Source organism: Halorubrum sp. GN12_10-3_MGM (genome assembly GCF_005435235.1).
Lineage (GTDB): Archaea > Halobacteriota > Halobacteria > Halobacteriales > Haloferacaceae > Halorubrum > Halorubrum ezzemoulense.
Genome location: NZ_SGUB01000007.1, coordinates 68,846 through 82,994, shown reverse-complemented (window position 1 = coordinate 82,994; position 14,149 = coordinate 68,846). Strand labels below are relative to the sequence as shown.

12 protein-coding genes are annotated in these 14,149 nt (G+C 71.5%); 4 read left to right on the top strand and 8 right to left on the bottom strand.

What is annotated here, in order from left to right:
• Window positions 1-63: 63 nt before the first annotated feature.
• From EXE47_RS07395 to EXE47_RS07375, 5 genes are all read right to left on the bottom strand, one after another.
• A complete protein-coding gene (locus EXE47_RS07395; protein WP_089308169.1) occupies window positions 64-1,203 on the bottom strand; it encodes an ATP-NAD kinase family protein in 1,140 nt (379 codons plus the stop codon).
• A 488-nt stretch (window positions 1,204-1,691) separates the two neighbouring features.
• The gene (locus tag EXE47_RS07390; protein WP_089308168.1) at window positions 1,692-2,390 is read right to left on the bottom strand and encodes a molybdopterin-binding protein; all 699 of its coding nucleotides are present in this window, start codon (window positions 2,388-2,390) and stop codon (window positions 1,692-1,694) included.
• Between the two features lie 78 nt (window positions 2,391-2,468).
• A complete protein-coding gene (locus EXE47_RS07385; protein WP_086215454.1) occupies window positions 2,469-3,251 on the bottom strand; it encodes a DUF5803 family protein in 783 nt (260 codons plus the stop codon).
• Window positions 3,252-3,262: 11 nt separating this feature from the next.
• On the bottom strand, window positions 3,263-3,958 hold the full coding sequence (locus EXE47_RS07380) for a DUF2110 family protein (RefSeq protein ID WP_049931645.1): 696 nt from the start codon (window positions 3,956-3,958) through the stop codon (window positions 3,263-3,265).
• Window positions 3,958-4,482 carry a transcription factor gene (locus tag EXE47_RS07375; protein WP_049931644.1) on the bottom strand — a complete coding sequence of 175 codons (525 nt, stop codon included), beginning with the start codon at window positions 4,480-4,482 and terminating at the stop codon, window positions 3,958-3,960. The genes EXE47_RS07380 and EXE47_RS07375 overlap by 1 nt, the downstream gene beginning before the upstream one ends.
• Window positions 4,483-4,631: 149 nt before the next feature.
• On the opposite strand from EXE47_RS07375, the gene EXE47_RS07370 reads away from it, so the two are divergent.
• Window positions 4,632-5,597, top strand: a complete 966-nt coding sequence (locus tag EXE47_RS07370; RefSeq protein WP_089308167.1) for a hypothetical protein — start codon at window positions 4,632-4,634, stop codon at window positions 5,595-5,597.
• 27 nt (window positions 5,598-5,624) lie between these two features.
• Here EXE47_RS07370 and EXE47_RS07365 read toward each other — a convergent pair whose 3' ends face one another.
• On the bottom strand, window positions 5,625-7,130 hold the full coding sequence (locus EXE47_RS07365; protein ID WP_089308166.1) for a PAS domain-containing protein: 1,506 nt from the start codon (window positions 7,128-7,130) through the stop codon (window positions 5,625-5,627).
• Window positions 7,131-7,203: 73 nt separating this feature from the next.
• Between EXE47_RS07365 and EXE47_RS07360 the strand changes: the two genes are divergently transcribed.
• Complete coding sequence (locus tag EXE47_RS07360) at window positions 7,204-8,682, top strand: ATPase domain-containing protein (protein ID WP_086215450.1); 1,479 nt, start codon at window positions 7,204-7,206, stop codon at window positions 8,680-8,682.
• Between the two features lie 5 nt (window positions 8,683-8,687).
• Here EXE47_RS07360 and EXE47_RS07355 read toward each other — a convergent pair whose 3' ends face one another.
• A complete protein-coding gene (locus tag EXE47_RS07355) occupies window positions 8,688-9,338 on the bottom strand; it encodes a tRNA (cytidine(56)-2'-O)-methyltransferase (RefSeq protein ID WP_089308400.1) in 651 nt (216 codons plus the stop codon).
• Window positions 9,339-9,506: 168 nt separating this feature from the next.
• On the opposite strand from EXE47_RS07355, the gene EXE47_RS07350 reads away from it, so the two are divergent.
• Window positions 9,507-10,568, top strand: a complete 1,062-nt coding sequence (locus tag EXE47_RS07350) for a phosphoribosylaminoimidazolesuccinocarboxamide synthase (protein WP_086215449.1) — start codon at window positions 9,507-9,509, stop codon at window positions 10,566-10,568.
• A gap of 106 nt (window positions 10,569-10,674) precedes the next feature.
• On the top strand, window positions 10,675-11,379 hold the full coding sequence (locus tag EXE47_RS07345) for a DUF47 domain-containing protein (RefSeq protein ID WP_089308165.1): 705 nt from the start codon (window positions 10,675-10,677) through the stop codon (window positions 11,377-11,379).
• A gap of 9 nt (window positions 11,380-11,388) precedes the next feature.
• Here the strand turns inward: EXE47_RS07345 and EXE47_RS07340 are convergent, their stop codons facing one another.
• Window positions 11,389-14,109: an AAA domain-containing protein gene (locus EXE47_RS07340; RefSeq protein ID WP_089308164.1), complete on the bottom strand. Its 2,721-nt coding sequence runs from the start codon at window positions 14,107-14,109 to the stop codon at window positions 11,389-11,391.
• Window positions 14,110-14,149: the final 40 nt, after the last annotated feature.

The following is a 14,149-nucleotide window of genomic DNA, read 5'->3' as shown; positions in this document are numbered from 1 at the left end:
AAAGGGCTGTCCGTCTCCGCGGAGTCGAGCGCGGCCGGCGTTCGGCGACCCTCCGGGTGGAGTTCAGACGATCTTCATCATCCGCGTCTCGAACTTCCCGACGCGGACGCGAACCCACCCCGCCAGTTCCTCGTCGAGGTCGGGGTCGTCGGTGTCGACGCGGAGCGCGCGCACGTCGTCGAGCTTCGCGCGCGAGGCGACGATCCGGAGGTCGCAGCGCCGGATCACGGCCGGCGATACCTGCGGGTTGCCGCGGCCGAAGACGAACCCCTGCCCGCCGATCGGCGAGACGACGATCACGTTCTCCTCGCCGAGCGCGCCGAGGATCTCCGCCTCCGTGGCGTCCCGCACCACCACCTCGCCGTCGCGCCAGACGTCGACGCCGATCGGGGAGGGCTCGAAGCCGAGCTCGTCCTTGATCGCGCCGACGGTCGACCCCGGGCCGAGGACGAACGCGACGCCCTCGCCGTCGCGCTCGCGGATGTCGGCCGCGACCCCCTCCGCCAGCGACTCGACGGTCCCGCTCGCCGTCTGCTTGGAGGACTGGAGGTCGTCGGCGACCGGCACGTGCGCGACACCCCGCAGCTCCGGGTGGACCTCGCCCTCGCGGTAGGCGTCCTCGTCGATGTCCATCACCTCGCGGCGCTCGGTCCGCGAGAACGAGGCGGCGACCTCGGCGGCGTCCTCCGGCGACACCGCGAACACCGACGAGTACACCTTCACGCCGGCGGGGACGCCGAGCATCGGCACGTCGGTCCCCTCCAGCGCCGCCGCGACGTCTGCCGCGGTGCCGTCGCCGCCGACGAACAGGACGAGGTCGACGGGGTCGGCGGGGGCGGTCGCGTCGCCCCGAGCCCCGGTCCCTCCGCCTCCGTCGATCCCCGCGAACGCCCGGACGACCGCCGCGGTGTGCGCCGCGGTCGTCGCCGTCGACGCCGGCGGCTCGCCGTCGAACGGGTCGACGACGCGGGCCGGGTCGAAGCCCGCCCCGCGGACGACCGACTCGCCCATTGGGTCCGCGGCTACGGAGACGGCGGCGTCGGGTTCCACCGCGGCCAGTCGCTCCAGCATCCGCCGCGCCCGGTCCGGCGCCCGCGGCTCCGCGCCGCGCTCGACCGCCTCGGTCACCTTCCCGTCGGTCCCCTTCAGTCCGACGCGGCCGCCCATCCCGGCGACCGGGTTCACCGCGATCCCCACGTGCATGACAAATAGTTCGCCGCGCCGGCCCCTTAAGCGAGACGCGTCCGGGCCGGAGCGCGCGGGCGCCCGGAACCGTCGGTCGGACCGGCACATAAAGGCCCTCAACACCGGGACACGGCACTCAACACGTGTCCGCTCGTAGCTGTCACCGCCGGTGGAACGAGCCCGCCATCGGTAACCTGCTCGTCTCATCGGGACTGGATCCCTCCCGCGGTAGCTGCCACACGCCCACGTCTCCCGGTCCCGTTTTCGTACCCCTGCCGCGGTGCTCGTCCGTCGGTCTGCCCCCTCTCGTCCGAGAATCAATACTTAAGACGCCCCCAGAACAACGCCGAGATATGATCCTCGAAGCCGCCGTGACGGAGCCGCTGCCGATCAGCGCGACCGCGGGCGCGATCCTGCTCGCGAGCCTCGCCCTCGTCGTCGTGTGGATCGCGTACCTCTACCGGTAGCCCCGCCTCGGCCGCCGACCGTCTGCCCTCCCTACACGCTCAGGCGGACCGCTCCTCGACCGCGTCGGTCCGCTCGCGGATCCACGCCGCCGCGCGCTCGGCCTCCGCCTCGCTCTCGGCCGTGATCTTCACGGTCACGACCTCGCCCGGATACGAGCCGACCCGCACGTCGAACCGCTCGCGCAGCGACGCGAACCGGTCGAGCAGATCGCTCTCCGGCTCGTCGACGTCGACCGTGAGCACGTGGGTCGGCGTCCCCGCGAACTCGTCTTCGACCAGATCGAACATCGCTTTCATCTCGTCCGGGACTCCCGGAAGGACGTAGACGGACTCGACGACGGCGCCCGGCGCCACCCCGGCCTCGTTCGGCAGCGGTCGGCAGTCGGCCGGGAGGTGCGTCGTCTCGGCGGCGAGGTCGTCGCCGCTGTACCCGCGGTCGGCGAGCCACGCGGTCGCCTCCGCGTTCGCTTCGAGGCCGCGCCCGAACGCGGCCGCGACCGCCTCCATCGTCACGTCGTCGTGCGTCGGCCCGAGGCCGCCGGTGACGATCACCGCGTCGTACTCGGCGTGGTACTCGTTGACGACGCGCGCGATCTCGGCGACCTCGTCCGGGACGACGGTCACCCGCCGGACCGCGACGCCCCGGGCGTCGAGGCGGTCGCAGAGCCAGGTGGCGTTCGTGTTCTCGGTGTCGCCGACGAGGAGCTCGTCCCCGACGGTGACGACGGCGGCGTTCATACCAGTCTCAAGCGGCGCGTGGTAGAAAAGGACCGCGGCGCGGGCTGACGCCCCGACGACGGCGGCCGGTCGCGCCCGTTAGAGCAGGCCGTCATCGTCGTCGTCGTCCTCGTAGACGCCCAGTCCGAGGTCGCGGCGGCGCTGGCGGAGCGCCTCCAGCTGTCGCCGGAAGTAGAGCGTCCCGGCGACCGCGGCGACCGCGCCGATGACGAGGATGACGCCGAACACCACGAGGTCGCCCTCGCGGTACGACTGGACGACGATCGAGCCGCTCGTCACCTCCTCCCAGACGATCCGGTCGCGGTCGCCGACCGTCTCGACCGCGTGATCGCGCGGCGACACGTGGCCGACGATCGGCACCTCCGTGCTGAACTGCGGCGGCAGCGTCACCGCGTACGACCCCTCGACGTACGCGCGCATGCTGAACCGTCGCGGGGACCCGGCACCGGCGAAGGCCGCCTTCCCGCCGCTCATGTCGTCGGCGAAGCGGATCCAGGTCTCGTCGGTCGTGCGCTCGATCTCGCCGCCGCGGGCGCGGAACTCGCTGCCCGTGATCACTTCCCCGTCGGGGTACTGGTAGCGGAACGCCTCGAACTCCAGCGGCTGGTCGCCGGCGTACGGCGTCTGCCGGTACAGCCGGATCTCCTCCCGGTCGTCGACCGCGTACACGACGGTGTACCTGGCGTCCGTGGTGAGGTTGAACGCGGCGTCGCGGTCCGTGTCAAAGTCGTACCCGTGCGGCGGCTCGGCGTCGAGCGTCTCGTTCGTCACCTCGCCGCCGCCGGTCGCGTAGCCGAGACAGCCGGCGCTGACCGCGAGGAGAGCGATCGCCGCCACCGCGAGCGCGAAGCGTCTGTTCACGTGTGATCAGGTTAGACGACGCAGCGCATCTCGGCCGGGAGGTACGAGCCGATGGCGGCGAGCAGTCCCGGCGGGTCGGTCCCTTCCGCGCAGACGATGCTCTGTTCGAGGAGTCCCAACCGCTCGACGGTGACGATGTCCTGCGCGTGGCCCGCGCGGTTCACCGTCGCCCGCGTCTCGCCGCGGGTCGCCGAGTTGACGTTCACCCGGCCGTCGCCGCGCTGCCAGTCGTACAGCCGGTCGCGCTCGGCGTCGGCGAGCCGGCTCTGGTCCGCGTCCGGGTCGCCCGGATCGCCGCCGTAGACGAACCGCACCGGGAGGTGCTGGACGAGCCCGAACCGCTCGACGACCTGCTCCGGCGAGCCGACGCCGAGCCCCAGCTCGTCGGCGGGGACGAACACGTCGACGCCGGCATCGAGGGTGATACCCACGTCGTCCCACGATTCGAGGGTTCCGACGTACGTCTCGCCCGCTTCGAGGCCGCCGTCGTGGGCGACGACCTCGCCCCACGTCTCCCCGAGGACGTTGCGCGCGACCGGGGCGTCCTCCCCGGTCACGTCCACTTGGACGAACTCGTCGTCCCGAACGCCCACCTGCCAGTCGACGTCGAGTTCGCCGACGTCGTTGGCGACGAGCGAGTCCATGCCGTCGAGCGCGCGGTCGCGGGCGTCGCCCTCGACGTAGCACTTGGTTGCGAGGACGACCATCAGGCGGTCACGTCCGCGTTGAGCTCGTCGCGCAGCTCCTCGATGCGCCGGTCCATCGCCTCGCGGAGCCGGTCGTTCTCCATCGCCTCCAGCGGCGAGCCGCACTCGGGGCACTCGAAGCCGAAGTCCATCGCCTCGCCGAACTCGAAGCGGATCGAACACACCTCACAGAGGTAGAACTCGTGGGTGCGCTCGTACTCCTCGCGCTCCTCTAGGGCCTCGAGCAGTCGGTACATCTCTTCCTGGAGGTTCTCCGGGATGTTGTCGTAGTGGAACGTCCACAGGTACGTGAGCCAGCCGGAGTCCTCGTCGCGGACGCGGCGGTACGTCGCCAGGTCGTTCTCGTACAGGATGAACAGCGCGCGCCGCACGTCGTTGAGCTCCAAGCCGAGCTCCTCGGCCAGCTCCTCGTCGGTGACCTCGCCGTCGGGCGGCGCGGCCGCGACCGGCATCCCCGTCGGCCCCACCAGCTCGTGGAGGTACTTCTGGATGACGGGGTCGTTCAGTAGATCCTCAAAAGCCATTACGGGAAACTGGTGGTGGAATCCGGTTAAAACCTCCGAAAGGCGCGGTCGCGACGCGTCCCGCCCGCCCGAAAAGCGGGCCCTGCGCCGCCGCCGACGGACCCGCGGGTCCGGCAGAGCTTTACGCGCCGTCACTCACACTCGCCCGTATGGCGGACTCGGTCGACGGACGGGGGCGACGCGCGCTCGGCGCCCTGGCGCTCCTCGCGGTCCCGGTCGTGCTGGCGGCGGTCCCGCTGGTTCCGCTCGCCGCGCTGCTCGGCCCCGGCGGGCTCGGGACCGTCCCGCTCGGCGCGCCGGGCGGGCTGCTCGCGGCCGTCGCCGTCGGCCCCGCGCTCTCCGCGCTCCTCGGTCCCGCGCTCGTCGACAGGCGGATCGCGCGGCTCCCCCGTGCCGACCTAGACGACCGCCGCGCGGACTTCGTCGCCGACCGCGTCGAACACCTCGCGGGCGAGGTCGGCGTCGACGCGCCGCCGGTGACCGCGGTCCGCGCCGACGCCGCGAACGTCGCCGTCACGGACGGCTACCGCGGGGCGCGACTGGTGGTCTCCACGCGGCTGCTCGCCCTGCCGAAGGCGGACCGCGACGCGGCGTTGCGCCACGCGCTCGTCCGGCTCCGGACGCGGCGGGCCCTCCTCACCACCGCGACGCTGCCGGCGCTGGCGGCCGTCGAGACCGCGGCGCTGCTCGCGACGCTGCTCGTGGGACGCCGCGGCGACCGGACCGCCGCCGACCGGCGCGTCAACCGGATCCACGGGTACGAGCCGGACCGCGAGCGCATCCCGTCGTGGGCGTACGCGGCCGCCGGCGTCCTGTGTTGGCTGTTGCTCCTCCCGGCGTGGGTCCCCGCGACGGTCGGCGATCGGCTCTCCGTCGCCGGCGGGCGGCGGGCCGCGGACGCGCTGGTCGCCCGGGTCGGAAGCGAGGAGCGCGAGGGGCTCGCCAACGCGGTCGCGTTCGCCGGTGACGCCGCGGGCGCCGGCGACTGGCCCCCGCTCCTCGACCGGCTCTCCTTCGTCTCCATGGCCGACGCCGAGACGGGGCGGGTTCGCGGGACGAGCCGGCAGGAGGCCCGGACGCGGCTCGCGCGGCTCCGCTCGAAGCGGACACTGTAGGGGAAGCGGCTCGGTGTATCGGCCGACTCAGGGCCGCACCGGGACTTCCAGGCGGACCGTCGTCCCCTCACCGTCGGTGTCGATGTCGAACTCGCCGCCCGCCTTGGCGACGACCCAGTACATGAGCCATATGCCGAGCCGGTCCGCGTGGGTCAGCGAGGTCTCGCCAGCCTCCAGCACCTGCGTCTCGTGGTCCGGGATCCCCGGACCGTCGTCCTCGACTTCGATCGCGATCCACTCCGGCGGACGGCGCTCGACGCGCACCTCGACCGACGGCGTCGCCGCGTCGTTGTGCTTCACCGCGTTCTCGGCCGCCTCGGAGACGGCGACGGGCAGGCCCACGGCGGTCGTCTCTATCGGTCCGTCGTCGGGTAGCGATATGGTCACCGACGCGTCCGGGTAGCGGCTGCGGAGCCGGTCTCGGAGCTCGACCAGTTCGTCTCGGAGGTTGATCGGGGCGTCGAGCCCGGGCGGTGAGACCGTCTCGTCGACGGTCTGGACGGCGCCCGCGATCCCGGTGAGGTCCGAGGCCGTCTCGGCGATGACGTCCAGCGACCGACGCCGAGACTCCTCGTCGGGGTCGTCGCGGAGGAGGTCCGCGTACCCCTCGATGAGGTTCATCTTGTTCCGGAGGTTGTGGTTGAGCACTCGGGCCATCACCTCCAGCCGCCGCTCGCGGATCTTCCGCTCGGTGATGTCGGCCTGGAATCCGACGTAGCTCGTCACGTTCCCCTCCTTGTCGCGCAGCGGCGCGATGGAGAGCCGGTTCCAGAACTTCTGGCCGTTCGCCCGATAATTGAGGATGTCGACCTCGACCGGTCGGTCCTCGTCGAGCGCCCGCCGTATCCTCGCCCGGGATTCCTCGCCGGTGTCGGGGCCCTGAAGGAACCGACAGTCCTCGCCGAGGATCTCGTCGCCGTAGCCGGTCAGCTCCTCGAACTCCCGGTTGTGGTACACGAGCGGGCTGTCGTCGCCGTCGGTCGCCCGCGCGAGGGTGATCCCGACGGGCGCCTCGTCCATCGCCCGCTCTTTGCGCCGCAGGTCCGCGACGGTCCGCCGGAACCGGAGCGACGTCCGCCGCCGCTCGACCAGGTTCGAGACGCGCGTCACGAGCGCCCGGCGTCCGACCGGGAGTTCGATGACGTCGTCGACGCGCTCCCACGCGGCGTGGCCGAGCCCCGCCCGCGACCCTTCGCTCACCAGCAGTACGAACGGCAGGAACGCGGGCTCGGCGCGCTCGCGTCGAGCGTCGATCGCGTCCGCGGCGGCCTCGAAGGCGCCGGCGTCGAGGAGACAGCAGTCGAACTCGCCGTTCAGCGCGTCCGGCGACTCGGCGGTCCGAACGGCGTACCGGTCGGACAGCGCGTCGGACAGGAGCCCGCGGTCGCGGTCGGCGTCCATCAGGAGGAGGACCGTCGCGCGGTCGCCGTCGGGGGCCCGGGAGAGAGCGGGGCCGGCGTCGTCCCCGGCGGGGCGGTCCGGGGGCCCGCCGCCGTCATCGCCCCCGGACTCCGCGTCCGACTTCGAATCCATCTCGTCGTATCTGAGTCGGGGAGCCACTAAGAACTACCCCATATATATCACGGTCGGGGGCGAGTACCACGGTATGACAACGTCGCTATCCGAGCGGGCGTCGACCGGCGTCGACGGCCTCGACGAAGTGCTGTCGGGCGGGCTCGTCCCCACGCGGAGCTACATGGTCCGCGGACAGGCCGGGAGCGGGAAGACCATTCTGGGGTTCCACTTCCTCCAGCGGGGCGTGGACGAGGGGGAGACGGCGCTCTTCGTCAACCTCGAAGAGGACCTCCGCGACCTGAAGGCGAACGCTGACGCGCTCGGCTTCGACACCGATTCGATCGAGTTCCTCGACCTGAGCCCGGGCGCGGACGCGTTCGTCGAGGACGAGTCGTACGAGGTGTTCGCGCCCTCGGAGGTCGAGCGAGAGCCGCTGACCGAGCGGATCGTCGAGGGCGTGACGGCGGTCGACCCCGACCGGGTGGTGGTCGACCCGCTGACGCAGCTCCGGTTCCTCCTCTCGGACGACTACCAGTTCCGCAAGCAGGTGGTCGGATTCATGCGGTTCCTGAAAGACAGGGGGGCGACCGTGCTGTTCACCGTCCAGAACACGCGGTCGCTCCCGACAGACGACCTCGAGTTCATCACGGACGGGACGGTCCGGCTCGACGCGGGGGCGTACGGCAAGACGGTCAGCGTCCCCAAGTTCCGGGGGTCGTCGACGCAGAGCGGGGACCACGCCTACCGGATCACCGACGCGGGAATGGAGGTTTTTCCCGCGCTCCAGCCCGGCACGCGGGACGAGGAGCTGGCGTTCGAGCAGGTCTCGTCGGGGATCCCCGAGGTCGACGAGCTGCTCCACGGCGGGATCGAGCGCGGCACCGTCACCATCGTGAGCGGCCCGACCGGCGTGGGGAAGACGACGCTCAGCACCCAGTTCATGAAGGAGGCCGCGGGCCGCGGGGAACGCTCCGTGATCTACCTGTTCGAGGAGAACCGGGAGACGTTCCTCGCCCGGTCGCGCGCGGTCAACATCCCCGTCGACGAGATGCTGGCGAAGGGGACGCTTCAGGTGACGGAGGTGGAGGCGTTAGAGCGGTCGCCACAGGAGTTCGCCCGCATGGTCCGCGACGAGGTCGAGGAGGAGGGGGCCGACATCGTCATGATCGACGGCATCTCCGGGTATCGGCTGACCCTGCGCGGCGAGAAAGAGCAGATGCTCCAGCAGATGCACGCGCTCGGCCGCTATCTCAAGAACGCGGGCGTCACCGGCCTCTTCATCGACGAGACGCGGAACGTCACGGGGGAGTTCCGCGCGACCATGGAGAACATCAGCTACCTCGCCGACAACATCCTCTTCCTCCGGCACCTAGAGGTCGGCGGCGAGCTCCGCAAGGCGATCGGCGTGTTAAAGAAGCGGACGAGCGACTTCGAGCGGACGATCCGCGAGTTCAAGATCACGGAGCACGGGGTCACCGTCGGCGAGCCGATGTCGGGGCTCCGCGGCATCCTGAGCGGGACTCCGGAGGTCGTCGAGCGAGACGCCGAGCGCGGCGACGCGGGAGAGTAGCCGGGTCAGTCGCGGCGCTCGGACGCTCGGTCGTTCCCGGGGCTGTCGTCTCCGGCCTCGTCGTCCCCGGCGCTGTCGGTTTCGGTCCCCGCGTCGATCACCGTCTTCCCGGTCGCCTCCGGGACGACGCGCCGGTCGGCGTCGACCCACTCGCGGCCGAGTTCCGCCCCGTCGAACAGGCGGTCGAGGAAGACGGCGAGCCCCGCGACCTCCGAGTGCGGCTGGTTCGTCACGCCCACGTTGAAGTCGGCGCGCTCGTACAGCGCCCACGGCACCTTCTCGCCGCCGACGACGACGAGGAGGTCGCGCGGCGGCGACGACTCCTCGGGCGCTTCTGGTTCGTCGAGCCCGACCGCCTCCCGGACGGCCGCCTCCACGTCTTGGACGCGCTCGCCGTACATCGTGAGGTGGACCACGACCCCGTCGAACTCCCGGACGATCGCCTTCTGGTCGTCGCGCAGTTCGACGGCGAACGGCCCGCCGAACCGGCCGGTGATGTCGCGGACCGTCTCCGCCGACTGGCCCGCGTTGTCGGGGAAGATCACCCGGTCGGCCCCGAGCGCCCGCGCCGTGAGCCCGACGTGCGTCGTCATGCGGTCGTCGCGCCCCGGCCGGTGGCCGTACCGGAGGACGACGACCTCGCGCGCATCGTTCATGCCCCGGACTGGGGGGCGGATCCCGGTGTCGCTTTCGATGCGAGCGCGCGGGCGCCGGTCCACATCGCGACCGAGATACCGCACATATGTGGATCAAACCTCGGAAAACATGTCCGAGGTACGCACGTAACTGAAAGGTTCATGTGGGAGGCGGTCGCGGTGTGAGTCATGACGAGCGTCAAGGAATTCCGCGTCGACGAGCCGGCGACCGCCGACGGACTCGGCCGAGGTCGGTTCGCCTTCACCGACGCCTACTCGGTGTTCGACTGGGGACAGATGCCCGACGCGATCCCCCACAAGGGGGCGAGCCTCTGCGCGATGGGCGCGTTCAACTTCGAACTACTGGAGGACGCGGGCGTCCCGACCCACTACCGCGGGGTCGTGGACCCGGGTACCGTCGCGGACGACGGGACCGAGCCCGACCCCGTCCCCCTCGCCGAGGCGACCGCGCCGCCCACCGAGATGGCCATCGACCTGACGCAGGTGCCCGACCTGTCGTACGAGGGGCCCCACGCCGGCTACGACTACGAGGCATTCCACGCCGCGGGCGGGGGGAACTACCTCGTCCCGCTGGAGGTCGTCTTCCGCAACCGGGTCCCCGTCGGGTCCAGCCTGCGGAAGCGCGCCGAGCCCGCCGACCTCGGGCTCGACGACCTCGCCGACGGCGACTGGCCCGCCGAGCCGGTCGACCTCCCGGAGCCGGTCGTGGAGTTCTCGACGAAGTACGAGCAGCAGGACCGCTATCTCACCCGGGCGGAGGCCGACGAGATCGCGGGCGCCGCCGCCGTCGACGCTCTCGAATCGCTCGCGCGCGACGTGAACCGCGTCGTCACCGAGCGCGCCGAGGCGACCGGGTTCGTCCACGAGGACGGCAAGATCGAGTGCCTCTACGTCGACGGCGAACTCCGGGTCGCCGACGTGGTCGGCACTTTCGACGAGAACCGGTTCTCGTACGGCGGCCGCGGGATCTCGAAGGAGGTCGTCCGCCAGTGGTACAAGGCGAACGACCCCGACTGGGTCGCGGCCGTCGGCGAGGCGAAGGACGCGGTCGCCGACCGCGACATCGACGACTGGCGCGAGCTCTGCGACCCGGACCCCGACCCGCTCCCGCCGGCGGTCGTGGACGCGGTCTCGGACCTGTACGCGGCCGGCGCGAACGCGTACACCGACCGCGAGTGGTTCGACGCCCCGGAGGTCGAGGCGGCGCTCGACGCCGCCGCCGAGCTGTAGGACGCGGGTCCGCGGCACCGCCGATCCGCGGCGTGCGACCGCCTGACCCTCACGATCGACGACACGCGAGGGAACCTCTTTACCGCCGACGCGCGTGGGTTCGCACATGTCCACCGACGCCGACTTCGGGGAACGGCTCGAGACCCAAACGGTCGCGTACCTCGACCGGATCGACGACTGCGTCGCCCTCCTCCCGCGGGCGCTCGACGAGTACGCGAGCGAGGGCGCGTCCCGCGACACGGTCGACGAGATAGCCGCCGTCGAGAGCGAGTGCGACGACCTCGTCCGCGGGCTCACCGGGCTCATCACCGACGCCGGGCCGGACGACATCGGCCTGCTGAACACCCGGATCAACTTCAACGAGTCCGCGCTGCTCGACTTCTACAACGAGCTGGACGTGGTCGCGAACCACACCGAGCGGATCGTCCAGGAGGTTGCCATGATGCGCCCGGCCGCGGGCGTCGAGCCGTTCGCCGACATGCGCGAGATGGCCGCCCGGATCGCCGAGATGACCGAAGTCCTCGCCGAGGTCGTCGAGGGGTTCGTCAGGGGGCTCGCGCGCGCCGACGCCACCGAGACGCTCGCCGAGGGGATCGAGTCGATCCGCGCCCTCGAGAGCGAGTGCGACGAGCTGCGCAACGACGCCATCGAGACCGCGTTCGCCGACGACGCGATCGAGGAGCCGCTCGTCTACCGCGAGCTCGCGATCCTGTTGGACGAGCTCGCGAACACGATCGAGGACCTCACCGACCGGATCGTCGTGATCGCGAGCAAGGAGCCGGGGATCGTCACCGACGCGGACGAGTCGTAGGGTCGCTCCTCACCTCCGCGCCCAGTCGAGCATCCGGGCGTAGAAGGGGTCCGTGGCGAGGGCGTCGGCGTCGCCCACCAGCGTCAACTGCTTTTTCGCCCTGGTGAGCGCGACGTTCATCCGCCGGTGGTCCTCGAATATCGGCCCGTCGAGGTCGCCGGTCGCGACGAGCGAGACGAGTATCACCTCTTTCGAGGAGCCTTGGAAGCGGTCGACGGTGTCGACCGTCACGTCGGTCCGGCGGCCGATCTCCGCGACCTGCGCCCGGAAGGGGGCGATCACGCCGATGTCGTCGGGGTCGACGCCGGCGGCGACGTAGGCGTCGGCGATCGCGGCGACGCGCTCCGCCTCGCGGACGTTCCGGTTCCCGTCGCGCTCGCCGTCCGGGTCGACGAACCCGACGCCGCCGGTCAGGTCGGGCGCGAGCGCGTCGGGGTCGACGCCGAGGTCCGCGAGCGTCTGCCCGGCCACCTCGGGGGTCGCGGGGCGGAGCGCGCCGTCGTAGAACTCCGCGGAGGCGAACGCCTGGATCCGCTGGCTCATCCGGTACTGCCGGTCGAGCATCACGCTCGCGTCGGGGTACGTCTCGATGAGCCGCTGGAAGAGCGAGGTCCGGAGGTCGTTCTCCGCGCGGACGACCGGCGGGAGCTGCTCGTGGTCGCCGACGAGGACGAACCGGTCGGCGAGGTTGACGGCGGCGTGGGTCCCGGGCTCGGTGAGCTGGGAGGCCTCGTCGACGAGAGCCACGTCGAACTCGCACTCGCGCATGACGCGGGAACCGCAGGCCGCCGTCGTCGCGGCGACGACCGGCGCGTCCCGCAACTCGGCGGCCTTCGCGTTCGGCTCGCCGCGCTGGACGAGCCGCACGTCCCGCATGTCCTCGCGGACGCCGGTCTCGGTTCCCACTCGAAGCACGTCGTCGAACCCCTGGTCGCGGAGCGCCTCCAGCGCGTTGTCGACCGCGCGGTTCGTGAACGCGGAGAGCAGCACCCGGTTCCCCTCCGCGACCAGCGCGCGGATCGTCCGGGCGATTGTGTACGTCTTCCCCGTCCCCGGCGGGCCGTGGATCAGCGCGCAGTCCTCGGCGTCGACCGCGAGTTCGACCGCCTCGTTCTGCGCCGCGTTGTTGTCGATGTAGGCGTCGGGCGCGTCCGGGTCGTCGGCTCCGGGGCTGCCCGGTGGGCGCTCGGCCGGGTCCCGGAACGACGGGTTCCGCCGGCCGAATATCACGTCCTTGCGGTCGGGATCGCCCTTCAGGACGGCGTCGTGGAGCGCGGTCAGCGAGCGGTCGACGGAGATCTCGGAGGGGTAGACGTCGAGCCGCCGCAGCTCCACCGGCTCGTCCGTCTCGACGACGACCTCGTCGCTCCCGAGGGCTGTGATCCGGCCCAGTTCCGCGTGGCCGGAGACGGGGTCGCCGTCGCTCGCGAGCGCCACGTCGCCCTCGCGGAGCTTCGAGACGGCGTCGCCCGGCTTCTTCGCGCGAAGCTCCCACCGGGCGTCGTCGATCTCCGTCTGCGCGACCGGCTCCAAGCCGATCAGCGCGCGGTCGTCGGCCGCGCGCTCTTCGGGCGTCTGCTCCCACAGCTTCCGGTACTCCGCGTGAGTCTCGCGGCGCTCCTCTTCGAGGGCGACGTAGAACCGGTCGAAGTAGTCGCGCTCCTCCTCGGGCACCGGCGTCCCGATCTGGCCCGCCTTCGACTCCTGGTCGAGCCGGCCGGAGACGACCATACAGGCGTCCTGCTCGAAGCAGTAGCTGCAGGTCGCGTCGGCCTCGTACCCCGTCGGCACCGCGGGGCGCTCGCCGGCCTCGTTGAGCGCGCGCCACTCGGCGGCCGCGAGGGCGTTTCGCTCGCGGACGACGAACTCCAGGAACCCCCGGCCGACGGTGAACTCCTTGGCCGGCGCGAGGTCGCCCGACTCCTCGTTGCGGTCCAAGGCCGTGTTCTTCGTGTATAGCAGCGTCCCGATGTCCGGGTCGACGCCGCGCTCGTCGAGCATGAGCGCGTAGCAGGCCGCCTGCACCTTGTCGTGGAACCGCGGCTCCCGCTTGGTGTTCTTCCCCGTCTTCAGTTCGACCGGCGTGCCGCGCCGGAGCGCGTCCGCGCGCCCCTTCAGCCCGAACGTGGGCGAGATGAGGGAGAACTCCGAGCGCCACGTGTCCTCGTCGGCGAGCGTCCCCTGCGCGAGCCACCCCTCGACCGCGGCGGCGTTGCGCCGCACCTCGTCTTCCACCTCCGCGGTCTCGTAGCCGAGGAGGCCAAGTTCGAGGCCCGCCTCGGCCACGCGCTCCGCGACCGACTCGTCGAGGTCCATCCCGCGGAGCAGGTCGCCGAACACCTCGTGGACGATGGTCCCCTTGACGACGGGGTAGTTGAGCGGAATCCCCGACAGTTTGTTCAGGTAGTACATCCGCGGGCACTGGACCCACGACCGGATGCCAGTCACGTCGACGAGGAAGTCGGGTTCGAGGACGACCCACGACTCGTCGGTCGTCGCGTACCCCGTCTCCCCGCGGTACTCGTCCTCCTCGGGGTCGGTGACGAGCAGTTCCATCCCCGGCTCCGCGTGTTCGGCGACCTCTGTCCACTTCCCCCACAGCGTCACGTCGACCGGGTCGCCCGCGCCGCGGTCGGGCCGGACCCGCACCTCGCGGAGGTCGCGCTCGCCGTACGACGTCGACACCGTCCGCGCCTCCCCGACGGAGACGATCGGCCCCCGAACGTTCACGTCCCCGCTCGGCGGCGCCGTCGAAAAACGCTGTCGGTGA

Coding starts and splice junctions, on each gene's coding strand:
- EXE47_RS07395 (WP_089308169.1), bottom strand. CDS start 1,203: ATGCACGTGGGGATCGCGGTGAACCCGGTCGCCGGGATGGGCGGCCGC.
- EXE47_RS07390 (WP_089308168.1), bottom strand. CDS start 2,390: ATGAACGCCGCCGTCGTCACCGTCGGGGACGAGCTCCTCGTCGGCGAC.
- EXE47_RS07380 (WP_049931645.1), bottom strand. CDS start 3,958: ATGGTCGTCCTCGCAACCAAGTGCTACGTCGAGGGCGACGCCCGCGAC.
- EXE47_RS07375 (WP_049931644.1), bottom strand. CDS start 4,482: ATGGCTTTTGAGGATCTACTGAACGACCCCGTCATCCAGAAGTACCTC.
- EXE47_RS07370 (WP_089308167.1), top strand. CDS start 4,632: ATGGCGGACTCGGTCGACGGACGGGGGCGACGCGCGCTCGGCGCCCTG.
- EXE47_RS07365 (WP_089308166.1), bottom strand. CDS start 7,130: ATGGATTCGAAGTCGGACGCGGAGTCCGGGGGCGATGACGGCGGCGGG.
- EXE47_RS07360 (WP_086215450.1), top strand. CDS start 7,204: ATGACAACGTCGCTATCCGAGCGGGCGTCGACCGGCGTCGACGGCCTC.
- EXE47_RS07355 (WP_089308400.1), bottom strand. CDS start 9,338: ATGAACGATGCGCGCGAGGTCGTCGTCCTCCGGTACGGCCACCGGCCG.
- EXE47_RS07350 (WP_086215449.1), top strand. CDS start 9,507: ATGACGAGCGTCAAGGAATTCCGCGTCGACGAGCCGGCGACCGCCGAC.
- EXE47_RS07345 (WP_089308165.1), top strand. CDS start 10,675: ATGTCCACCGACGCCGACTTCGGGGAACGGCTCGAGACCCAAACGGTC.